The sequence below is a fragment of the Paenibacillus eucommiae genome, from assembly GCF_017874215.1.
GTDB classification, from domain to species: Bacteria; Bacillota; Bacilli; order Paenibacillales; family NBRC-103111; genus Paenibacillus_AI; species Paenibacillus_AI eucommiae.
Window position 1 is genome coordinate 1 of sequence record NZ_JAGGLB010000043.1, and the last position, 24,428, is coordinate 24,428.

Genomic DNA, 24,428 nt, shown 5'->3' on the forward strand with positions numbered 1-24,428 from the left:
TGTTTATAGCTCTGCAATGTGTTAGTCCTAACAACATTGTAACCTATGTGTGAACAAATTGGAGCTGTCTTACGTTCATCATAACTCTCTCAGCTACAATCGAACGAACACCAAGCTCAAACGGACAGCCATTAAGGGTTTTCCTTTGGCTGTTGGAGGCGATTTCCTAGCGGGCAAAGACGCTGGGGTGAAAAATGAGGGACCTGTTATTTTACCGATGTTTTTCATCGTTAAAGGGATAGTCAATACAATAATATCAACAGAAACAGGCTGCCAATCAACTTGGCAGCCTGTTTCGTTAAGGCAAAGCTTATTTAGCTTCGCCGCCGAAGATAATGTCGAGATGGCGAGACGTGTCATAGATCAGCTGCAGCGGATCAGCGGCGTAAATGCCCAGCTCAGCAGTGACTGTGTCTGTGTAGCCGATTTCCTGCAGAGCCTCACGGACAGCCTTCCAATTGACATCTCCCGCAAGCAGGGAGACAAAGCCATTGCCGTTGCCTACAGCTGTCAAGAAGTCCTTGACGTGAATCTTGAAGATGCGATCACCCAGGATACGGATCCATTGTTCCGGGTAGCCATACAATAAAATGTTACCTACATCGAAGTACACACCAACGTTAGGTGAACCAATTTCATCCACATAGCGCGCCATCTCTAGGGGAGATAGCAAGAATTTATTCCATACATTCTCAACGCCGATGCGGGTATTGCGTTTCTCAGCTTCTGGTGCCAGCAGCTTCAGTTCACCTAGGCTGCGTTCGTAGCATTGATCATACGAAGTATCAGGGTTAACCGCACCTGGGACGACTAACACAGTGTCAATGCCAAGCAGCTCAGCCAGCTCCAGCTGTTTAGTGACAACGCGGCGTCCCTGCTCACGCACGGAGGCGTCTGCTGAGGACAGCGGGTGCTGCCACAACAGGCCAGTTGACAGGCTGCGCAGCTGAAGTCCATGGCTGCGGGCTAGATTGCCAATTTTTTCAGCTTCTGCCGCGGTTGTATCCATCGTCAAGCCAATGCTTCCCGGCTCGTATAAATTTAATTCCACAGCATCATAGCCAGCACTGCTGCTAACTGCCAGGACCTGCTCCAGGGATGTATCGGATTTAAAACACCATTGATTAATAGATTTTAACAAGGTTATTTCTCCTTCCCTATTTAGAGGGTAATGGACTTTCCTGCCGCGGCTGATTCATTGGCTGCCAAAGTTACGGCTAAAGTTACAGCTGCATCGGAATAATCACACAGCACCAAGCTTGGTTGGTTCGTTCTAACAGCCTCGACAAATGCCTTGTCCTGCTCATAGTAAAAATCGACTTCCGAGACTTCAGTCAGATCTTGATTATCATCCTTGATACGTAATGTCATGCCATCAATGGAGAGGAAGAAGTCTTGACCATAGAACTCTACGCCGCCGCGCCCTACATATTTCGCCAAGCAGCTGCTTGTTATATTACCGATGGCTCCCGATTCCAGGACGAAGGATACAGTTCCAACATCATAAGCTGTTGCTTCTGGGTCGATTTTTTGGATAGATCTTTGTTCATGAATGGCATGGACTTCCTTGAATTCACCTGCCAAGTAACGGATTAAATCAAGCTGATGCGTCGACTGCTCTACTAGCTGCCCGCCTGATTGCTCCATCATTCTCCACCATCTTACACCTGGCATATCGCCAAGACGGTATGACAACACCAAATCGATTTGTTTGTCGGCCAGATAGGCTTTCGCTTTAGCGACGATGTCTTGGTAACGCAAGCAATATCCGGAGGAATGAATGATGCCAGACTCACGAATAATCTGTTCTTTAATTTTAACTTCTTCCATATGTAAGCCCACAGGTTTCTCCGACAGCAGATGAATCCCTTTGCGAGCAGCAGCTTCTTCAATACCTGAGCGCGAAAAAGGAGGCGTGCATATAAATAAAGCATCAATTTCTCCTGAATCGATCAACTGCTCGGTGCTTTCATAAGACTTGGCTCCGTAAGTTTCGGCAACCTCTTTGGATCTGGTTTGATTAATATCGAATACGGCGGTGATTTGGGCGTGTTCTACCTTTTTTAACGTGTTGATGTGATGCTCAGCTATCCCGCCAACACCTATAAATCCGATTCTAACTGCCATTAGTAAACTACTCCTCCCGAATCTGTTCTACTGTTAATAAAATGATTCATTGCACACTACAGTAAAAGGATAATATATTCGGAAGTAATTGTAGTTATTGAAATCGAAAAATAATTTACACAAAACGCCGCCAGCTTCATAGAAACGGGTAAAACGATAGAAACGGGAGATTTACCCGCGGCGCTGCATTTTTCGCCATTCTGATGGCGAGACGCCTTCTGTCTGTTTAAACCATTGGGAAAAAGAGTGCAGCCGGTTAAAACCGATTTGATCGGCAATTTCCATAATGTCTTTGTTGGAAGAGCTTAAGAGCCACTTGGCTTCGGCCATTCGGCACTGCTGCTGGTATTGCTTGGGGCTCATATGATAAATTTGTTCGAACAGACGCCGAAATCCTGCTTCCGATAAACCGGCGAGTACAGCCATACCCGATATTTGCACACCTTGCTGCAAATTCTCTCTAATATAATCAGCAGCTTTGGTGATCGTAAGAGCTTGCTGATCCTTTTGTGAATGCTCCAGTAGAAATAGAACCATGACTTCGGTCCAAGATATATAGTTCCACGATTTTTCTTTGAGTTGAGACGCTTTAATCCGCAGCCATTCGCGGAACAGCTTTTCGAATCGATCTTTATCTAGCCGGGAAAGGGCGAAGAGGGTCGGGTTCTTTTCGTTGACAAGCATTTGCAGCAGTTCAGTCATTCGTGTAGGCATCCCTTCCAAATGAATGACGCCATAGCGGCTCCTGCCAATTCCCTCAAAACGGTGCGATACAAGGGAGGGAATGAGGATGACATGGCCGGCCTCGAGCATCTCTTTGCCATTCTCCCATTCGAAGACGCCTTGGCCCTCTAACAGGATACTGATCTCTAACGTAATATGACTATGAAATCCAGGGTCCTGCCAATCTTTATCGTTACTGCCTATAAAGCTTCGAATTTGGAATTCAGTCTGCATCAATAAACCTCCACAATAATATGAAGCTGCTTGTACCTATATGGAAATACTAAACCAATTTTACACTTAAGTAAATGAATACGAGGAAGCAAACGCATTAAAATGGAATATAGCTGTATTAGCTCTGTATGTTTTCGCATTTTTCCGTATTTGCTCCGTATTTCATCTTTCATCTATTTTTGCTCAGAAATTTCCGGATTGCTCCTAGAGCGCTCTGGAATTGTTCTGTTATTAACCTATATTTGATCTTATTACCCTATAATTGACCTTGATTGAGCGAAAATATTGTTTGTGAATATATGATGTTAGTCAAAGATTTTGATGCCAGAATCGAGGTGGGATTTTCCTGCGGCCATGCAGAATCGTAATTGAAGAGGAAAGGGGAAAGTCACTCTTGACGCCTGTTCCAGCTTCCAGTATGATCAACGAGAACAGTAATTTGGGTTGTGATTTTGAAGGCTCGAATAGTTCGTACATCGGCTAGTTGTAATGAGCACTTATCTATTCAAAACATATTAAAATTCTAGAACGAGGGGATAATCGGATGGCTAAATGGGTCAAAATCAGCACAATTGGTATGGAGCAGTATTCAACAAAGGAAACATTAACGACAAGACAGTCTTTGGAAAAGGTCAAGGAATACATTCGCAGTCAAATCAGGCAGGTTCTGCCGGATCAGCCGGATCTGATCGTATTGCCCGAATGGTGCGATATTCCGCAATCACATACGGGCAGCCAGGAGCTGCGCAGCGAATTTGTAAAGGAAAGAGGAAGCGAAGTCCGTGAGCTGCTGGCGGCAATAGCGCGTGAAAATAATTGCTACATCACGTATCCGACTCTAATAGAAGCAGAAGACGGTACGTATCGCAACACGATGCAGTTAATTGATAGAAGCGGTGAGATCGCAGGATTTTACAACAAAAACCATGCAGTTATTATTGAGGTGGAAGAAAATATTTTGTGCGGCAAGGATGCCAATGTCATCGAATGTGATTTTGGGCGTGTTGCCTGCGCGATTTGCTTTGATTTAAATTTTGATCCGATTCGCTTGAAATACGTGGAAGCAAAGCCGGATATTATCCTTTTTCCTTCTATGTACCATGGCGGTATTATGCAGTCTTATTGGGCCTATTCCTGCCGTTCTTATTTTGTAGGAGCGGTTCCGCGTCACCCAAGTGCCATTCTCAATCCGCTGGGAGATATCGTGGCCACTTCAACGAATTACTTTAATTTTGTTACAGCAAAAGTAAATCTCGATTATGTCACGGCTCATCTGGGCTACAATTTTGAGAAAATCGCTGCCATGCGTGAAAAATACGGACCTAAAGTAAATGTATATGATCCCGGCAATTTGGGACCGGTACTGATTACCAGTGAATCAGACGAAATAACCGCGCTGGAAATGACTCAGGCATTTGAGATTGAGCTGTTGGATGATTATTTTGCCCGCTCCCTTGCTTGTCAAGCCGATCCTGCAAATATAGAGAAGTAATTGCTCGGCACGGCGTAAGGAGAATTACAACTATAGTTATAGTTTCAATTACATTTATAATTACAGTTGCAGCTATATATAGTTTTACAACTAAAGGATAAAAACCGTGTAGGGCCATTCCCTTGCGGTTTTTTTATTGTTTAATTAGAAAGGAGTAAGACCTATAGTAGCAGCCCGTCCGTCTTCCCTGAATTGAATGTGTACTTCACTTAACGATGTTTTTGATCGTTAAAGGAAGTGTTTCCAGTTAAGCAGCCACTTTGATGATGATTTTCATCGTTATACGAGGACAAATGGCCCATCTGGGTAGATAAAAGGGAAACACATCTTTAACAGCGGCTGGAGCCCACATCCCTTTCCTCCCTCCAAGCACTAAGTAAACGAACGCAGCTATCAATGGAAGTCACGTCAAGTATTTTTCTCATTTTCGTGCTAATATGAGGGAGAGGTGGTTGCCTATGTTCAAGCTCTTTTACCGGAAATATATAAAAAGCAAGCTTTTTTCCAAAATTTTGCTGGCGAATATTGCGATTATGATAGCTACCATTGCAATTCTGGTTGTCATCGTTTCGGAAAATATATCCAAAGGCACAAGGGAGAAAGAAATTAATTTCAACACCCAAATATTGGAAAGTGTTAGAAAGTATTACGATGAGAAGCAGGGCGTGGTGAAGCAGATGCTTCAACAAATTTATTACAATCCGGATTCTTATTCTTTCATTTTTGAGCTGCTTGCGACATTTGATCCGGCCAATTACAGCTATATTGAAAAGAAAGGGAAAATGGACGCTTTTTTATATTCCAATTTTATTCGGGATACGGACATTTCCAACATTGCGGTTTATTCCAAAAATAATGACAAGTCGTATTTGTATTCCTCGAACAGTTGGGATATTGGAAGTGAGCTATATTTTAAACATATGGATTGGTTTCAGGATTTTAATGATAACCTTTATGGCCTTAAAGTAACTCCAGCTTATCGCTCCAATGTGACTAATCAGCAAAATAAGTGGGTGTTTACGATCGGCGCCAATTTGAAGTCTTCGGATATTACCCGTAACGATGGTGTGCTGCTGGTCAATTTTAATGCGGAGTCGATTAAGCTCGCTTATGGACAGTATGAAAGCCAAATTAAAGGCGCTATACTTATTTTTGATCCGAAGGGGGAAGTGATTTTCGATTCTTCATCGGTCTATTATGGCAAAAAGAATCCTTATTTCGAGAGTATTGCAAGCACAGATGCCCATGAACTGGCCGATGCTACGAATGTGATTAATGTGCTGCGAGCCGGTGATGGCTCGATTGTAGCGGGAATTATTCCGAAGAAAGAGATGTTTACGGAGGTCAGATCGGTTAAGAACCAAATTTATATCGCCGGGTTTATATGCGTTATTTTATCCGTTATGCTTAATATCGTCAGCATCTCTCTATTTTCCAAGCGGGTAAAAACGATCGTCAAAGCTATTCAGGAGCTTCCCCAGGGGAATGTGCTGAAGCCAATCGAATTAAAGCCTACGGGAGATGAGCTCGGGCAAATTGCTTTTCGCTTCAATATAATGCAGGAAAAACTGATTGAATATATTCAAGATGTGTACATCGCGGAAATCAAGTATAAAAATGCTGCTTTTGCCGCGCTGCAGTCACAGATTAACCCTCACTTCCTGTCCAATACGCTGGAGGCGATTCGCATGAAGGCAGTAAAGGATGGAAATGAAGAGGTAGCTGATATGGTCTATATTCTCTCGATTTTATTCAGGAATACGCTCAAAACGGGGAAAATGGTGAAAATTAAAGAGGAAATCATGCACTGTGAGCTTTACCTCAAGCTGTTCTCTTACAGATACCGAGACAAGCTAACCGTGAGCATTGATGTGGAGAAGCAAATTATGAATGATTTAACCGGCAAGCTCCTGCTTCAGCCGATTGTGGAGAATTGTGTTTTTCATGGATTTGATTTGACCCAAAGTGGGCACCGCATTATGATAAAAGGATATCGCGAAAATGAAGAGATCTTGTTTACAATCGAGGATAATGGCAGAGGTATAGAAACCGGGAAACTGGCACAAATTCAAGATCAGCTTAAGCGTGTGGGAACTATGAATTTGGATATGAACACGGACATGGAACTGGTGGACATGGATTCGGATCGAAGCATAGGCATGCTTAATGTTCATGAGAGGATCAAGTTCCTGTTTGGAGATCAATTTGGTTTGGAGCTGATGAGTGATCAGGGCGTGGGGACGACAGTTCGAATCCGGGTTCCTGTTCTCAAAAGGGAGGAGCTGCAAGGTGTACAAAATTCTGCTGGTTGATGATGAACCGCTTATTCTGGAAGGGCTCGAGCATCTTATAAAATGGGAAGAATACGGGATCGAAATCGTCGGAAAGGTACCAAGCGGGGAAGAAGCGATCGCTTTTCTTAAGCGCAAGCAGGTGGATATTGTGCTGACGGACATTCGAATGCCAGGACTCAGCGGTCTGGATGTTATCGAATTTGTAAAATCACAGGAAATGAACACCCGATGTATGATCTTAAGCGGATATGATGAATTCGAGTATGTCAAAAAAGCAGCCATGCTTGGAATTGATAATTATTTGCTGAAGCCTGTAAATAAGGAGGAATTGTCCGCTACCCTGCTAAGTGTAATCGAAAGACTGGAGAAGCAAGCCTCTTCGGTTGAAAAGCAGCGGTATGTGCGGGAGGCACTGGACATTTTAAGAGACAATGTATTGGTCCGGCTCGTTTCTGATACGATAAGTCAGCAGGATTTTATGGACAAGTGTTTGTTTCTGAATATCGATTTTGATTATGAATTTTTTATTACAGCTATCATTAGGAAATCGAAGAATCATTTAACGGGGGATCAATTGAACTCGCATGACGATGAATTGATTCATTATGGGCTGCGTAATATTTGTGAAGAAATGATTATGCGCGATATCCATCTGACGGGCCTAGTATTTCAGGATACGGAGGATGATATTGTCCTGTTGTTTATGGACGAGAAAGGCTTGGATCCCTTGCAGGTAAAGTCCCTTTTGCAGGAGACGATTGTTAATATTCAATCATTTCTGAAGCAGGATGTTTTTGTAACGATGGGCACCATGGAATGCGGTCAGGGCGACATACATGTAAGCTATGACAAGGCAAAGCAGCTGCAGCATTATTCTTTGATTTACCCGGTCAATCAGGTCATTCATGTAAGCGATATCGATTTGCAGCGTGACCGGAGAGAAGGGGCGCTGGAGATCAATTTTGAACAATTGGAAGCGGCATTCCTAAAGCGCGAGAAGGAAGAGGCTGCGTCCATCATCCAAAGCATCTACAAGCAAATGGAACAAATGGAGCATAAGACGCCTTCTTTGGTGCAGAATGTGACGATTGAAATTATGTTTCATCTGATCCGCAGCAGTAAAGGAAGCAGCTCAAATAATGAGCAGCTGGACATTAACGGCAAGACGGCGTTGATCCATATCCTAAGCAAAAAAACGATGAGTGAAATTTCTGAAGCCATTGTTGAAAGCATCCATCACATGATTGATTATAAGGATAAAAACGAGAATCCGATGATCCAAAAAGTGCTGAAAACCATTGCAGAGCGCTACAGCAGCGAAATTAGCTTACAGTCACTTGCAGACACTTTTTTCATAAATAGTGCTTACCTTGGTCAATTGTTCAAAAAAGAAACCGGCCAGTTGTTTACGTCCTATTTAAACCAGTACCGAATAGAGAGAGCGAAGGAACTGCTGATGAACAGAGCACTATCGGCCAAGCAAATTGCCCTGGAGGTCGGTTATCCAAATGCAGACTACTTCTACAAAGTGTTCAAAAAAACAACAGGGGTTTATCCATCAGAATATAAGCAATAGCAATAACGAGCAGAAGGAGCGGCGCGAAGGTGCCCTTCTTTTTTTGTTCTCTGAGGCAAAGAATTTCATATTGTCACTATCCCTTTACCTCAGGAGTCAGACCTCTGCTGGTTGTCCGTTTGAGCTTGTGCTTGTTTATGGATTGGTTGCTGGTATAGGGAGCTTGCTATGGGGTGGAGAGCGTAGCGTCCGCATTTAAAGATTTGTTCCAACCTCCATATCCATTACATTTAAGGGAACAAATCTTTAACAGCGGTTGAAACCCACAGTCCTTCCCTCCCCCAATGCACCCAAATAAACAAACATGCCCCTCAAAGGACGCCCAAGAAGAGCGTCGCTCAACATCTATAATCAAGTCGGTAATTTCAAAGTTTTTACCGTTGTGAGGAGGGGGGCTGCAGGTTAAGATGATTATATAGAATTCTGCGCAGATCTACGAAGAAGGTTTTGCCAAGGCAAAACTCAAAAGAGGTGACCCATGGAAAATGTTCCTGTGAGAACGATGTTACAGCATGCAGAGAAAAAACGCAGGTACATGAATAAAACGGAGCTGCAGCTGCTGCTGACAGCTTTGCCTTTCTTTTTGCTAGTGCTAGTGTTTACCTATGTGCCCTTATTGGGCTGGTCGATGGCTTTCGTAAATTATATACCGGGGGTTCCGATAACGGAGAGCCAGTTTGTTGGCTTTAAGTTTTTCAAGATGATATTTGGTTATGGAAGCGACTTGCCAAAGGCGATTCTCAATACGCTGGCTATGGGCTTTCTTAATATTCTCGTTTCTCCCTTGCCGATGATTTTGGCGATTTTATTAAATGAAGTGAGACGCTCGAAGATCAAGCGGTTTATTCAAACCTCAGTCACCTTGCCTAACTTTATTTCGATGATCATCGTGTATTCCGTGTTCTTTTCATTTTTATCGGTGGATGGGGGCGTAATGAACGAATTGCTGCTGAAGATCGGGATCATCAAGGAGCCACTGAATTTACTCGGCAATTCGAGTGCGACCTGGTACTTTCAAACCTTTGTTGGCGTGTGGAAAACGATTGGTTGGGGCGCCATTATTTTTCTGGGAGCGATAGCTTCTATCGACACACAGCTTTATGATGCAGCAAGTGTTGATGGAGCGGGAAGATTCCGACAGGCGCTGCATATTACAGTACCCGGGTTGATGCCAACTTTCTCGGTGCTGCTGCTGCTGGGAATAGGCAATCTGCTTACGAGTAATTTTGAACAAATTTATGTGTTTCATAACGCCTTGGTGCACGATAAGATTGAGACTCTCGATTATTACACCTACCGTATTGGTTTGATTAATTTTGATTTTTCCTTATCGACAGCGATTGGCATGTTCAAAAGCGTGATCAGCTTGATCTTGTTGTTTTCCGTCAATTTGATTATGAAGAAAGTAAACGGCTACTCGATTATTTAAGGCGCAGAAAGGAGCCGTAAGCATGTGAATACATTTAACACAACGGGGTATCGGACGTTTTCCTTTTTCAATTATTTATTTTTGTTTATGTTAATGATCATTAGCGTCTATCCATTTTACTATATTTTTATTTATTCAGTCAGTATTCCTACAGAGGCGGCTAGAGGAGGCGTATATTTCTGGCCGAAGGGCTTCACTTTAACGAGTTATGCGCAATTGCTTAAGGTAGACGGTATCTCGAGTGCTTTCCTTGTATCGGGGGCGAGAGCCGTTATAGGGACGATTCTTACCTTGTTTGGTACTTCGTTATTTGCTTACGTATTGAAGCACCCTAAATTAAAATTCCGCAAATTGATGTACCGGATGACACTTGCGACGATGTATGTAAGCGGAGGTCTGATTCCGATGTATATCACCGTTAAGGAGCTGGGACTGAAGGATAACTTTCTGGTCTATATATTGCCCAGCATGATCGTTGCTTTTTATCTGGTTTTGGTGAAAACCTATATGGAGCAGCTGCCTGACTCGCTTGAAGAATCGGCAATGATCGATGGCGCGGGGATTTATATGATTTATTGGAAAATTATAATTCCGTTAATTGGGCCTGTTCTGGCTGTTATAGCTATTTTCTCTGCGGTAAATCAATGGAATTCATGGCAGGATAATTTCTTCTATGTAACGGATCCAAAGCTGCAAACGCTGCAACTGGTGCTGCTGTCTTACTTGACGGATCAGACATCCAATATGATGGCGATCAGCAATAATTTGCAAACGAATTTATCGATCAAGGAGATTACTCCGGTTTCCATTCGGATGACGATTACGATGATGGCGACACTGCCGGTCATTTTCGTTTATCCGCTTTTCCAGAGGTATTTTATTTCCGGTATTATGGTTGGAGCTGTTAAAGGTTGATAAATGTTGATAAAAATTATAGGGGGCTATGACGTGAAACGAAGATTTAAGGGGCAGAAAATGTTACTGCTGATGTTGGTTGCTATTATGCTGACGGTTGCAGGATGTGGTCAAAAAACGGAGGAGCCTGTGAAGGCAACACCAGCGGGAACGGCACAAGGAGAAGGAACGAAGCCGGCTGAGCCGCCAGTAGAGTTAACGATGTCGGCACCTCCTTTCTCGCAAAGCTTTCCGCCAGGGTTCCAGGATGACCCGGTTATGAAGGAAATTGAGAAAAAGCTGAATATTAAACTGAACATTATTCCAGCTAATGCTGTTGGTGATGTAAGTGCCAAATTTGCAGCCCAACTGGCTAGTGGCGATTTGCCGGACATTGCCAGCATCCCTTCGGCTGAAATGTACAAAAAGATTATATCTGCGAAAGCAGCTCTTCCTTTGGATGATTATCTCGAGAAGTATGGACAGCATATTGTAAAAGAGATTCCTCAGAGGGTTGAATACTCCCGTAAGTTCATGAGCACTGATGTGGATGGGAATAACGATGGCAAGCTGTACATCCTGAACACAGGTGGAGATTCCGCATCTGATCCGCTTGAGGTACAGGCAGCGCCGAATTTGCGCTACGATTTGTGGAAGAAGCTTGGCTTCCCAAAGCTGGAGACGATGGACGATTATTTGCCGGTATTAAAGCAGATGATGGAGCTTGAGCCTGTAAATAGTGATGGCAAGAAAAACTATGGTGTTTCCGGATGGTTCGCTGATAGCTGGGGCGACTGGCCGTTTCAAACGGTTTTCGGCATGATGGAAGGGAAATCTTTCGTCAGAAACTGGGGAGTACTCGATATGGAAAGTAATGAGCTAACGCCTTTGCTGACCGACCCCGACTCTTATTTCTGGAAAGGTATTACATGGTTCAATAAGGCATACCGGCTGGGCATTCTGGATCCCGATTCCTTCACCATGAAGTGGGATAATTATTTAGAGAAATTGAATTCCAATCGTAACTTATTAAGCTGGACAGCGAATGAAGGTGGAACGCAAGCGTTTATCCAAGGCGGCACTCCTGAAAAGGGCTATTTCCAAATGCCGGCTCCTAATAATCTGGATAAATATATAGTAAGCTTTGCAGCTCCACTAGGTATGTATTCTTTCATGATTTCCAAGAACACGAAACATCCGGAAAAAGCGGTGGAGCTGCTAGATTTCTTGTTGTCCTATGAAGGTACGAGATTGATTGTTAATGGAGTCGAGGGTGTACATTGGGATGAGGTTGATGGCAAGCCTGTTTTCAAACAGGAAGTACTGGACGGGCTTAAGAATGATACTGATTACAGAATCAAGAGCGGCCTTAATAAATATAACAATTTAGCCGGCAGAGGCTATGACATTGTTGATCCCAGATTTAATATTCCGCTGTATTTCATGTTCCAGCCGCAATATGTCAAAGAAAGAATGTCGGCCGTGCAAAAAGAGGGAGTAGAGCATTTTGGCGTTGAGCTTCCAGGGGATCTAATTACGAAGACGAAGAAGTATAAATATTTCGATACCTCTGTAGCTGCTAATTACCCTCCTCCTACCGAGGATATCAAATTAATTGAAACAAAACTGGCGAATTTTATAAAAACAAATCAATATAAAATGATAGCACTAAAGACGGAAGCTGAATTTACAGAGCAGAAAGCCAAATTTATCGCTGAAGTCCAGAAGTTAGGAGCTGATCAGGTTTATCAGTGGTACAAGGATGAGATAGCGAAAGCAAAGTAAACCATTATAGAGGACTACCGCTTCCAGCAACTCCTCATGGCGCTTTATGCCAGACAAGCCATAAAGATGCCATGAGGGAAGGGAAGCATGTCATAAAAGAAGCAATAACGAGGGAGGTGAGGAAATAGATTAGGTTAAAAGCGAGGTGGATATTGAGAAGCGGTTGGACATCAAATGAGAAGTCCGGGTTGTAATTCAATCATTAATGAGAGCGCTTACGCGTTGTTCAATCAATCTAGTAGATGAGGCCATGCACAGATGTTTTTTTTGCCATGATTGTTATGGGGAATTGTGTTAGTGCTTGCATCGGAATGGGAGCTACAATGAAGAGTTTAAGTGAAAGCTTTATGAAAAGTATGAAAGGTATGAAAGGTATGGAAAGTATGAAAGCTTTCAAAGTGAAAAATTTTTTAGTGATTACCGTTATGTTCGTTTTAATGGCTTGTGTGTCAACTTCTGCTGCGTTTGCGGCTGATCCGGAGCCATTAACGATTATATCGAATGGTACAAGCGAATATGTAATCGAGGTTCGCAGCAATGCAACACAGGTTGAATTAACAGCCGCCGATGAACTTCAAGATTATTTGGAGCAAGTGAGTGGTGTAACCTTACCTATCGTTCCAGAAAGCGGGACACCGGATAAATCCTTTTTGATTGGTCCCACTGCCTTTGCTGTGACTAACGGGGTAAATCCGACAGGCGAGGAAGAATGGGCTATAAAAAGAATAGACAACAAGATTATCATAACAGGCGGGAGTCAGCGGGGGACGCTATATGGCGTGTATCACTTTCTGGAGGATGTAATTGGAGTAAGATGGTGGAATATTTGGGAAGAATACGTTCCTTCTGAAAGCGTTATCCAAGTAGATCAGCTCGATCTGGCAGGAGAACCCGCATTTGGTTACCGGGACATGTATATTAATGCATTTGCCTATATTTCCAGTAATACTTATATTCTTAATGATCCTACTGTGATGTCAGATATTAAAGAGGCTCATTCGAATTTCTATGTCCGCAACCGTTTGAATGGCCAATTCGGATTTGCTCCTGCAGAATATGGGGGTACAGTTTCCTTTGGGCCTCCTTATTTTGTGCACACTGCAAGCTGGTACTTTAATCCTGCCGATTATATAGCGACCCATCCGGAGTATTTTGCAACTGTAGGGGGTGTGCCGGGCGGACAGCTCTGTCTGGAGAATACGGAGCTTCAGAATCTTTTTGCCGAAAAACTGATCGATCATATTGAGAACTCCTATCTGGTTGCGGATCAGGCGGGACTGCCGAGACCAACGATGTTCGATATCTCGCAAAATGACGCGCATGGTGGTGTATGTGCAGGCTCTACAAATCAATATGATGATACTACACTGAATTTAATGTTTGTAAACAATATAGCTGATAAAGTGGCATTGGTATATCCCGAAGTAAAAATCGAAACGCTGGCCTATATGCACTACATAGATCCTCCTGCAACTGTAGTGCCCCGGGACAATGTAGTGATCAGGTTTGCAGATCTGGACAGGGACAATCTCCACAGCTTAAGTCATCCGAATAATAGTCAAACCTTAAGTAAGCTTAATGCGTGGCAGGCCATTTCTAATGAGCTGATGGTATGGCAGTATGGCATTGACTTTCAAGCGAGTGGTCCCTTGCCTTCTATGTACACTTACAAGGAAGATTTCCAATTGTACAGAAATTTGGGCATGACGGGCATTTTCTTTGAGGATGAATCTCCAATTACCAAAGATATGTGGGATATGAAGGTCTGGATGCAGGCGAAGTTGATGGAAAACCCCGACCTGAATCTGGAAGATTTGATGACAGATTTCACGGATGGCTATTATGGACCTGCTGGAAGCTATGTGATGGAATATCTGGAAAAAAGCAAAGAACTTGCCGATGAGACTACGCAAAGAAATGATTATTTCACAACAAGAACCGCAGCCTTTAGCTATTTTACAGCTGATTTTGTAGCATGGGCGCAAGCAAAATTTGATTCGGCAGAACAATTGGTGGAGAATGATCCAGTATTATTGCGTCGTCTGAATCATGCCCGCAGCTCTTTGGATCGATTAATTATTTTGAAATACCTGGATTTTGCCAAGGATGCAAGTGAAAATAATATCGATCTGCAGGCTGCAAATGTCAGTAGAAAGAAATCTGCAATTCGGTTGATTCAAACGTTGAATGATCAGAAAGCATTGAGATTTGAAAGCTCAACTGTATACGCGATGACAGGGAGCTATGCTGGCGATGCTGATGCCGAGATTAATTTGTATCAGTCCTATACTACGTTAGAGGATCCCGTGTATAGAGATACGGCGGATGGCGTATTTGAGTTTCATGCTTCTGACCTCAGACTTTGGATGGCACCCGGATATGGGATGAGTATCGTAAGCGACGTGTATTCCCCAACCCAAAGTGCTGTAAAAGTGACATTTGCCGATCTGACTCCCGAACGTCGCGCTATGTTTGAGCCGCTAGGCAGCGGGGCACCGTTCCCGGTAGGCATTTACAATGTGGCGACTGCGGAAACTAGAAATGATACGGGAGTATCACTTGATTTATCTTCCAGTGAATATAAGCTGTACAAGATTTACGATTCCATTCCATTGAATAGCACTGATTTCATCTATATATACCCCGCCTGGGTGATTCAAAAGGATCTGGATGTAGTCGTTACAGAGCCTGGTCTGTTGTACGATGTTTATGTATCTGTGAGAGCTGAGGGGCCAACCTTTGGCGGCGCGGGTGCGGACGCTTTGTACCTCGACAAGCTGGTCTTTGTAGTTGATAATGGTGGGGCATTGCCAAGTGAGCTTGCGGGTATTCCGCAGGGCGACATCCATGAATATGCCTCGGAGAGATTCAATTTGTACACACCATCCGGGGGAGTTAAGCTTGTGAATGATGAGGACTCTTTAACGAAAAGAGCGGCCAGAGTCAAGCTGGCGGATTTTGCAACTGAGCAGGAGAGGGCACTTCATTATGTAACTGAAAATATACCTATGCCTTTTGGGCTTTATAATCCGCTCACTCAAGGTAACAGATTTATTAAGGATATATATCCGGGCGATATTGTGCCTGACGAGTATAAGCTGTATAAAATTGACGATGTAACGTTCACAGTCAATGACTATTTATATTTGTTCAGGTCATGGAATGTATCGTTGCCGCTTGAGGCGTCACTTAGAAGCGACCCTAATCAGCATTACGATATTTATGTATCGATGAAGTTTCAAGGTGAAGCTTATGGAGGAGATAGCTCCAAGGATGATGCTGTATTCATCGACAGGATTTTTATTGTGAAAACAGATCCCGAAGAGCCTGAAGTCCCGCTGTCGGCACCCGGGGAGCTTGCAGGAGTTGGGTCATCCGATTCATCGATTAGCCTGACATGGACAGCACCTGCAAATAACACGAATATTGCAGGTTACAATGTGTACCGTAATGATGAGAAAGTGAATATGAACACAGTTACGGGAACGACTTATCAAGATGCTGGCTTGAGTGCGGATACGACTTACAGCTATTATGTGAAGGCGTACGATGTGTCTGGAACTGAATCAGCAGCAAGCAATACGATAAGTGTGAAGACCCAAGCAGCAGGTGGAGGTAATGGAGGTACTCCTGAAACTAGGCCTGCTGCGCCGGTGGAGCTTGCAGGAACTGCGACTTCAGCTTCAGCCATTAGCCTGACATGGACGGCACCTGCAAATAACGCGAATATAACAGGTTACAATGTGTACCGTAATAATGAGAAAGTGAATATGAATACAGTTACGGGAACGACTTATCAAGATACCGGCTTGAGTGCGGATACGACTTATAACTATTATGTGAAGGCGTATGACTTGTCAGGAACTGAATCAGAGGCAAGCAGTACAATAAGCGTGAAGACCTTAGTATCACAGAGTTCTGGTGGTAATGTAAATAATGGAAATAATGGTGTGTCGAGTGGGGCAGTTCTCCCGAAAGATGGGGAAGCAACCATCCCGTCAGGAGCTGCCGGTAAAGTGAATCTCGGCAAAATGATTACTATATCCGTTCCAGCCGGGGCAGCCGATACGGAGCTAAAGCTGACCATAAAGGAAGTGCTGGAAACAGCTAAGCTTCTATCTGAGCAGGATGTGCTTCTCAGTCCGATATTTGAAGTACTGAAAAACATCAAGGATGATTTTAAAAAGCCGGTTACCCTATCGATCGTATTTAATCCAAAAAGTCTGAAGGACAATCAGACAGCAGCCATTTTCTACTATGATGAAAGCAAGAAGCTTTGGGTAAAGGTTGGAGGACAGGTACAGGGTGATGTGGTTACAGCGAGTGTGGATCATTTCACAAAGTTTGCGGTATTTGCCGTAGATAAGCCTAAAGTGATTACTGAAGAAGAAGAGCAGAATAAGACATTTCTGGATATCGCCGGTCATTGGGCGGAAGCCGGTATTCAGCGGGCGATAGCCGCAGGTATGATCAACGGTTACCTGGACGGATCCTTTAAACCGGATCACGCCGTGACCAGGGCTGAGTTTACCGTTATGCTGGTGAACGCGTTGAAAATAGATGTAGAAGCAGAGCCTGTGCATTTTACTGACAAGGATGCAATAGGAGATTGGGCGGAGAGCGCGATCGCTCAGGCAGCGCATGTAGGCCTCATTCATGGATATGAGGATGGAAGCTTCCGTCCCAATGATCCCATCAACCGTGCACAGATGGCGGTTATTATTGCCAATGCCTTAGGTAACGAGGTTGCGGCACCAAACGCAGCATCCGGATTTGCTGATGAGAAAGACATTCCGGCTTGGGCAAAAGGTGCAGTCAACACTGTCAATCAGCTTGGAATTATTCAGGGGCGCAGCGGCAACCAGTTCGTTTCCAATGCTGCTGCCACCAGAGCGGAAGCTATCACGGTACTTTTAAGAATGCTGGATTTGAAAGACAAATAATTTGAATGAGCAAACTATGAGATAAAAGAGACGAAGCCTCCATCCATGAATTGGGATGGGGGCTTCGCTCTGTTTTGACCCATGTATTTCAGTCATTCTCTCCTAGTCCTAATGAAACAATCGGGCCTTGGCTGACAATACGTGTCATAATCAGACCGATTTCATGAGGTGATTTCTTCATCCCGGTTTCAAACCAATGCAGCAACACACCTAGGTTTGCGGAAGTCATATAGGCGATCAAATAGTCAAGCGGCACGAGGGAGCTGTCGCCATTTGGCTTCCAGTAGTTTAATTTTTTGAAAATTTGAGTCTTCATTAATTCTTTATATTGGTTCATATAGGCTAGGTCGCCCTTGGGTCCGAACATGACTTTAAAGAAATTGCAGTTACGTGCAAACTCTTCAAATATCGCAACCAACTTCTGATAAGGCTGATCACTGCGGCCGCATTCTATTAACTCCATGATGTCTAACTGTTGAATTAAACTCCGGACTTGCTCGAATGCTTCGTCTTTTAATTGCTCCAGCATATCGGCGACATCCCGGTAATGCAGGTAGAACGTTCCGCGGTTAATGTCCGCCCAGTTCGTGATATCGGTTACCGTGATTCCATCCAATCCCTTCTTCTCCATAAGTTCAATAAGCGCCTTATACAGGCTCTGTTTCGTTCTTGCTTTCCGGCGATCCATTGAATCGGACATTTCCCCACCACTTTCGAAAATTATGAAGATAATAAACAGACCAGCCGAAACCTGGTGATTAGTGAACAGATCGGGCATAAGCTGATGATTGTATTTTCCATTGATATTATTATAATGAACATTGTGATCATTAATCAACATACTGTTTAGTAAAATAATAAAGAACAAGGAGCGGTGAAGATCATGGCTATTTTTAAGCAAAAAATGTTGTGGCTCGGCATAGTGGTCGTGATGGTGGCATTAGTCGCTTTCGGTGCGGCGATGATGGGCTCGGTGCTCGGGACGAAACCAAAGGAGCTGCCCGTGGCGTTGGTCATGCTGGACCAAGCGGTGGAATTACCTGCTGGAGGCAAGCTTGCGGCAGGAGAGATGATGAAAGGGAGGCTGACCGAAAATACGCAGCTGCCGATTGTCTGGGAAATCGTGGGCTCTGAGGAAGAGGCCCGGGCCGGACACGACAAGCATAAATATTATGGAGCGCTGGTGCTACCGGCAGATTTGAGCAGTGGGCTGCTCTCCTTATCCTCTCCTAATCCTAAGCCTGCTGTGGTGACAATCATCGCGAATGAAGGCATGAATACACAAGCCGCGACCGTTGTGAAGCAAGTCCTCAGTCAAGTCATGAAGGGGGTCTCCCTGGAGCTCTCGAATCAGATGATCGGACAGCTCGGGCAGCAAACCGGACAGATTCCGGCGGGAGCGGCTGCATCCCTCCTGGCTCCGATCACGATTCAAGAGGAGATCGTTCATCCTGTAGGCGTGAACAACGCAAGCGGCAATGCGCCGGGACTGCTGACACAGATCATTTGGATAGGCAGCTTGATTACCGGAATGATTTTGTTCATAACGAATGGGAAGGCACTGATGGCGGGAGCAAACAGATGGACGGTAATGGTGAGCCAAACTGCTGCCGGACTAGTGATCGTAGGAGCGGCAGCTGGTTTCTTGCTGTGGATGGCATCTTCTTGGTACGGGATGGAGCTGGCGCATGCAGTTGACACATGGTTATTCCTATGGCTTACGGGCTCGGTGTTTTTCCTCCTTCAGTCTGCGCTGCTCAATTGGATCGGGCTGCCTTCCATGGGAATCTTGGTGCTCTTAATGTTCTTCTCGATGCCTGTGCTTAATATGGCTCCGGAATTTTTGTCGCAGACGACGCAGGACTGGATCTATTCATGGACGCCTCTAAGGTTCGCGGCCAGCGGCTTGCGTGAGGTGATGTACTTCGGAGGACTAGACTCCGTCAGCTCCAATGCATCCGTGCTATGGACTATAGGCGGAGCGTTTCTGGCCCTGCTGTTGGCTTCTGGCGTGAAAAAAACAAAAACGAACCCAGAGAAGTTAGGTACGGTTGGAGTTGCTTCGAATATGGTCAACTAATTCTATCTAGCGAATTTACGAACTTGTGAACTTGCGCATGAAAAAAGCCTTGTCAGCTCTCACTGGAGAGCGGCAGGGCTTTTGGTTGCTTTGATGTGAGATAAGTTCTTGTTAGACCGGACCAAGAGGCAGCGCCGAAAAGTATTGTAATTTTGAATGGAATCCGTTATATTAAATTATAGTTAGATAATCTAATTAATTGATGAGGTGATGTTATGGGCAGAAAAAACAACAAGGAGCATACATCCGATCAATTGCCAAAGTTAGGCGTTAAGCCCTATATAGAGCTGATGGGCAAAACCGCTTCGAAAGACACAGATCGAAATTCGGCTTACATCGGTTTATTGATGTTATGGCTTGGGGACAACACCTTGGATGCTATTGACCTTGGTTTATCCTCATTCGGCATTACTGAGAGCAAATTGGATTTGCTGCTGCTGCTTACACTGCACGAAGGCAGAGAACTTGTCACTCCTTCTGCGCTTGCAGACAGACTTGGGATTCGGCGTGCTTCCGTTACGGCTCTATTGGATTGGCTGGAAAAGAGACGATGGATTATCCGCCAGCCAAGCGAACTGGATCGTCGCATGATTCATGTCAGCCTTACGCCGGAAGGCCGAGACTTGCTCGAGCAAGTATTACCCGCGTTCTGGTCAACTTGTTCCTCTATTATTATCGAAATGGATCCTGAGGAGCGAATCGTTCTGGAAAAAATACTGTTAAAGTTGAATGCCAGCTTGGAAAAGAGAATGGGGGTGGGGAGATAAAATTTTTTTTGAATAAATGGTTAGATTATCTTACTATATTAATTTTTTGATAAAGAGGTGTCCTATGTCACGAATCGTTCATTCAACCAAGGATCAAAGAAATTATTCTATGATGACTGCTATTCTATGTTGGTCTGGGATGGTGGTCATGTCTAGTCTGTATGTAACCATTCCTCTTATTTCTATGTTTGCTGAAACTTATGGTATCACATTGACACAAGCTGCGGCAGCGGGCAGCGTATTTTCACTAGGGTTTGCGATGGGCTGTCTGATTTATGGAGCATTGTCCGAAAAATACGGGCGTAAGAAAGTAATTTTAATCGGACTTATTGCATTAACTTTCATTTCTATACTGCTTGGTATGGTGGATAATTTCTCGTGGATTCTGCTACTCAGAGGTATGCAAGGCGCTGCTGCTGCCACGTTCTCACCGGTTGCTCTTGCCTATGCGGTTGAAATGTTTCCTGCAGAAAAACGCGTGACAACTATCGGATTCATCAGCACAGGATTTTTGGTAGCGGGGATCGTTGGCCAGGTTATAAGCAGTCTAATTACTCAGCAATATGGTTGGAACGCCGTATTTTATGTGCTTGCTGTTGTCTACTCAGTGACTTCGCTTCTGGTGCTAAGATTTTTGCCAAAAGGAGATATTGGGCAAGCAAATGCGAGCATTTGGGCCTCCATTAAGCAATTTGGTGCTGTTTTTACACACAAAAATCTTGTTTTAAGCTACATGGTTGCACTGGTATTGCTTATGTCTTTTGTTAGTATGTACACAGTCTTAGGCGGTTATTTGAGCGGTCCGGATTTTGGACTCAACCAACAAGAAATCCTTTATGTTCGATCTACTGGCGTATTGGGCATGTTAATCTCTCCTTTCGCGGGTAAGCTTTCTAAGCGGTTTGGAGTTCGTCGGTTACTGCGTGGCGGGTTATGTTTAGCCATTGCAGGTCTAGCTCTCCTTGGTGTATTTTCGAGCTTGCCTATTTTGATAGGCATGAGCTTGATATTTGTTGGCGGAATTGCCTTATCTGTCCCATCTCTTGTTTCTCTTGTTGGTCAATTGGGAGGGAAGTCGCGGGGGATTGCGGTTTCGGTCTATACCTTTATCCTGTTTACGGGAACAAGTTTAGGCCCGATTTTATCCATAAACCTGATGAAAATGAGCAGCTACATGGTTACGTTTTTTCTGCTGGCACTTGTTCTAGGTATTGGTCTGTTGGCCGCTTGTCTGATTCATACAGATTCCGAGGATGGAACCATTACTCAAATGGCTCATAAGAATCAGGGATGAGGCACTCTTTGATTAGAAAAGCTGCTTCACCCGCTGGCCAAAGGGGGAAGCAGCTTTATTATGCATATGCTCTATCTATCAACCCGGTAAAAGGCGTCAACCGTCTGATAGGGGAGGAACGCCTGCTGCATGCTGTCAGGCAGGGGGCTCCATTTTGTTGCTTTGGAGTCGTATATCAGCCACTGAGAATCGCTATTTTCTATCTCCTTCTGGACGATCAGGAAGGGACCGAAAGGTAACGGTCTTTTGTCGCCTGGAGGCACGGGTATTTGCTTTTTGGCAGAGCCGGGTACCCATTCATACCATTTGGCAGGAGTATCGTCAAAAGGTTTTCCAGGTGCATTCAGCGGCGCTACGACAAGATAAGCCCGCTGATCGTCAGCGAGTAGCAGCAGACCGTCGGTCGTTGCTTTTTTGCCGTTCCTGAAGGTGAATTCCGTAACCATTTTTCCATCGATCATCTTCGAGCTGTAGATGCCGTTCGGCTTCGGAACAATGGGCAGTTGCAGGGCATGGTATTTGTTTGCCCACCCGGTTTGCGCATAATTCGGCTGCACCACGGCGTTACTGTTCCCTTTCTGAGACCAGCGGTTAATGTGGATCATTGGTTCTTCACCGAAATATTGGGTTGTGTATCGGTGGGGCCATCGTAGGCTGATCCATTGAAATAGCCAGCCGGGGCGTCATCATCCTTGAAGCTGGTTAATTTCCCAGTGTTCAAGTCCAGCTTCATCCAGTTCGTATAGGTCATCCATACGACTGCATCATTGCCAATCCACTGCACGGGCATGTTCTGCAGATCGCCGGGAAAATGAACGACAGATTCAATGATCGTGGGCTTCTGACCTTCCCTGTCAAGCACAAGGGCATAGTAGCCTCCAGGTTCGTCAGCAAACGGACCGCCAAGCTGGATAAGCCCGATAGTATTCTTTTTGTTAGGGGAAAGCAGCGGAAAATCATAAAACTTGGCATACCGCGAATCGGTTACCTGGGCACCACTTGGATATTGAAGCCACTGGCGTTCGGGAATTTTATGAATGCTCACATATTGGTCAAATTGGTTCATATAATTACCGCTTTTGGCAAGCAGCGAGCTAAGTGATATGTTCCATACGTCTTTACCCTCAGGAAGCGGAAGCAGAAGACTGCTTTCATTCTGCCACTTTCCCCAAGGCTTGGGGGCATCCGAACCGTTGCCGCTAGCTGTAACCTGGCTGGCCAGAACTGGCTCGGAGAAGGTCAGCAGTACTTCGCGTTCCGTACTGGATACAAATATTTGAGTGCCGAACTCCCGGCCATTTGCCATGAGGAGTTCGCCATCTTTTCCGTTTGATGAGGCTGTGAAGGAAAGACGATTATCGCTGCGGATGAGCGTGATTGGCGGTAAATCGCCTACTGTAAGCACTGCCCTGCTGCCAATTTGGGTGATCACTCCCTTGTAGCGGGAAGCTGATAGCTCAGGATTTTCTTTAACAAAGTTGAGCTTGCCGCCTTCAACATGAATTTGTGCGGCAAGCCGCTCCAGTGTGGCGGCGTCCTTAGACTCGAAATTGACGAAGAAATAAGCATCTGTCATATACAGGGCATATGTGGCTGGCTGATCAGGAAACGGCTTTATTGGAGAACCGGAATCAGGTATAGTGCCATAAAAAGCAAAACAGTCAGAGTCTCCTAAGCCTTCCTGATTTGGGGGTGGAGGATTCTGCTGGCAAAGGGAAAGCTCGTTCATCGCAGCTGAGAACTCGGATTTCGCTGTCTCTTGACCGCTCCCGGAACCGGAGGCAGAAGAAACGGGAAGCAGCGAGGGAGACGGAGACAGGTGATGTAAGCCTGATTCTTGATTAGGCGAGCTGCTGACAGCGGGTGGTTTCGCTTTTTCGTCGCATGAAGCTGCCAGCGAGAGGAAGAGCGCAAGGGCGAACCCAATACCAGCCCACCGGAAGCTTCCACGGTCAGCCTTTTTTCTGGATTCATGACCTGTTTTATTTCTACGGATTGATTTGGTAATGAACATAGACACAGTACCCCTTTCAACTCACAAAAGTTTCTTTTTTATACAAATCATTTAGAGCCATCCGATTATGCCAAAACGGTTACCTTGCCATTAAGTGTAACAAATTTTCCATATTTAGGATATAACAATAAAGTCCGATGCCGCCTGGGTTTCGGATTTTTTTGCGTTCGGTTCAAATTTTTTTTACTAGAAGGTGTAACTTTTTCAGCTGAATTACGAATAAGAGGTAAGGGCTGAGGGGAGGGACAAGATGGACGAGGATCAGCACTGGATTGAGCTTTTTTTGGAAGGGAATCTGGACGCCTTTGAAAGGCTTGTCCTGAAGTACCGCCGCAGCGCGATCGTGTTCGGGCAGCACTTTGTTAAGGATTTTCATACGGCTGAGGATATTGCCCAGGAAAGCTTTGCCGAATTTTATGTGTATCGGGCGCGGTTCAACAGCAATTATAAGTTTAAGACTTATTTATTTACGATTATTCGCAATAAGTGCGTCGATTATTTACGCAAACATAGCAAAGTCCAGTACGAAGAAGCTGAGCTTATGAGCCGACAGACGACGGAAGAGGAAGTGCTGCAGCGCGAGAAAAAAGTGTTCTTGTATGAAACGATGAAGCAGCTGAAAACGGACTATCGGACGGCGGTGTATTTAATCGATATCGAGCAATTTTCCTATAAAGAGGCTTCAGCGATCATGCGAAAAAGCACGGTGCAGATGAAAATCCTGATCTATAGGGCAAGGAAAAAAATGAAGCTGTTACTCGAACAGGAGGGATGAC

At 44.6% G+C, this 24,428-nt stretch carries 17 protein-coding genes; 11 read left to right on the plus strand and 6 right to left on the minus strand.

Annotated features, from left to right (window positions below; all coding sequences use genetic code 11):
- Positions 1-310 precede the first annotated feature (310 nt).
- The 3 genes from J2Z66_RS36930 to J2Z66_RS36940 form a co-directional block, all read right to left on the minus strand.
- Entirely contained in the window at positions 311-1,141 is an 831-nt protein-coding gene (locus J2Z66_RS36930; protein WP_209978089.1) for a sugar phosphate isomerase/epimerase family protein, read from the minus strand.
- Between the two features lie 20 nt (positions 1,142-1,161).
- Positions 1,162-2,127, minus strand: a complete 966-nt coding sequence (locus J2Z66_RS36935; protein WP_209978091.1) for a Gfo/Idh/MocA family protein — start codon at positions 2,125-2,127, stop codon at positions 1,162-1,164.
- Between the two features lie 171 nt (positions 2,128-2,298).
- Positions 2,299-3,084, minus strand: coding sequence for a helix-turn-helix domain-containing protein (locus tag J2Z66_RS36940; RefSeq protein ID WP_209978093.1), 786 nt, complete (start codon positions 3,082-3,084; stop codon positions 2,299-2,301).
- Positions 3,085-3,628: 544 nt separating this feature from the next.
- Here J2Z66_RS36940 and J2Z66_RS36945 point away from each other — a divergent pair.
- From J2Z66_RS36945 to J2Z66_RS36975, 7 genes are all read left to right on the plus strand, one after another.
- A complete protein-coding gene (locus J2Z66_RS36945) occupies positions 3,629-4,576 on the plus strand; it encodes a carbon-nitrogen hydrolase family protein (RefSeq protein WP_209978096.1) in 948 nt (315 codons plus the stop codon).
- A gap of 458 nt (positions 4,577-5,034) precedes the next feature.
- A complete protein-coding gene (locus J2Z66_RS36950) occupies positions 5,035-6,888 on the plus strand; it encodes a sensor histidine kinase (protein ID WP_209978098.1) in 1,854 nt (617 codons plus the stop codon).
- On the plus strand, positions 6,866-8,446 hold the full coding sequence (locus tag J2Z66_RS36955; RefSeq protein WP_209978099.1) for a response regulator transcription factor: 1,581 nt from the start codon (positions 6,866-6,868) through the stop codon (positions 8,444-8,446). The genes J2Z66_RS36950 and J2Z66_RS36955 overlap by 23 nt, the downstream gene beginning before the upstream one ends.
- A 478-nt stretch (positions 8,447-8,924) precedes the next feature.
- On the plus strand, positions 8,925-9,875 hold the full coding sequence (locus J2Z66_RS36960; RefSeq protein ID WP_245376129.1) for an ABC transporter permease: 951 nt from the start codon (positions 8,925-8,927) through the stop codon (positions 9,873-9,875).
- 24 nt (positions 9,876-9,899) lie between these two features.
- Entirely contained in the window at positions 9,900-10,790 is an 891-nt protein-coding gene (locus tag J2Z66_RS36965; RefSeq protein WP_209978101.1) for a carbohydrate ABC transporter permease, read from the plus strand.
- 33 nt (positions 10,791-10,823) lie between these two features.
- Positions 10,824-12,554, plus strand: coding sequence for an extracellular solute-binding protein (locus J2Z66_RS36970; RefSeq protein ID WP_209978103.1), 1,731 nt, complete (start codon positions 10,824-10,826; stop codon positions 12,552-12,554).
- 347 nt (positions 12,555-12,901) lie between these two features.
- The gene (locus J2Z66_RS36975) at positions 12,902-17,497 is read left to right on the plus strand and encodes a DUF4838 domain-containing protein (RefSeq protein ID WP_209978106.1); all 4,596 of its coding nucleotides are present in this window, start codon (positions 12,902-12,904) and stop codon (positions 17,495-17,497) included.
- 88 nt (positions 17,498-17,585) lie between these two features.
- Here the strand turns inward: J2Z66_RS36975 and J2Z66_RS36980 are convergent, their stop codons facing one another.
- The gene (locus J2Z66_RS36980) at positions 17,586-18,197 is read right to left on the minus strand and encodes a TetR/AcrR family transcriptional regulator (protein ID WP_209978107.1); all 612 of its coding nucleotides are present in this window, start codon (positions 18,195-18,197) and stop codon (positions 17,586-17,588) included.
- A gap of 183 nt (positions 18,198-18,380) precedes the next feature.
- On the opposite strand from J2Z66_RS36980, the gene J2Z66_RS36985 reads away from it, so the two are divergent.
- The 3 genes from J2Z66_RS36985 to J2Z66_RS36995 all read left to right on the plus strand — a co-directional run bounded on the left by J2Z66_RS36985 (position 18,381) and on the right by J2Z66_RS36995 (position 21,638).
- Positions 18,381-19,577, plus strand: coding sequence for a YhgE/Pip domain-containing protein (locus J2Z66_RS36985; protein ID WP_209978109.1), 1,197 nt, complete (start codon positions 18,381-18,383; stop codon positions 19,575-19,577).
- A gap of 215 nt (positions 19,578-19,792) precedes the next feature.
- Positions 19,793-20,344, plus strand: a complete 552-nt coding sequence (locus tag J2Z66_RS36990; RefSeq protein ID WP_209978111.1) for a MarR family winged helix-turn-helix transcriptional regulator — start codon at positions 19,793-19,795, stop codon at positions 20,342-20,344.
- Positions 20,345-20,408: 64 nt separating this feature from the next.
- The gene (locus J2Z66_RS36995) at positions 20,409-21,638 is read left to right on the plus strand and encodes an MFS transporter (RefSeq protein ID WP_209978113.1); all 1,230 of its coding nucleotides are present in this window, start codon (positions 20,409-20,411) and stop codon (positions 21,636-21,638) included.
- Between the two features lie 71 nt (positions 21,639-21,709).
- Here J2Z66_RS36995 and J2Z66_RS37000 read toward each other — a convergent pair whose 3' ends face one another.
- Together J2Z66_RS37000 and J2Z66_RS37005 are read right to left on the minus strand one after the other, a co-directional pair.
- Complete coding sequence (locus tag J2Z66_RS37000; RefSeq protein ID WP_209978116.1) at positions 21,710-22,243, minus strand: hypothetical protein; 534 nt, start codon at positions 22,241-22,243, stop codon at positions 21,710-21,712.
- Complete coding sequence (locus tag J2Z66_RS37005) at positions 22,240-23,652, minus strand: hypothetical protein (protein WP_209978118.1); 1,413 nt, start codon at positions 23,650-23,652, stop codon at positions 22,240-22,242. Before J2Z66_RS37005 ends, J2Z66_RS37000 begins: the two co-directional genes overlap by 4 nt.
- Before the next feature lie 250 nt (positions 23,653-23,902).
- Between J2Z66_RS37005 and J2Z66_RS37010 the strand changes: the two genes are divergently transcribed.
- Positions 23,903-24,427 (plus strand): RNA polymerase sigma factor, encoded by a 525-nt coding sequence (locus tag J2Z66_RS37010; RefSeq protein ID WP_209978120.1) that lies wholly within the window; start codon positions 23,903-23,905, stop codon positions 24,425-24,427.
- Position 24,428: the final 1 nt, after the last annotated feature.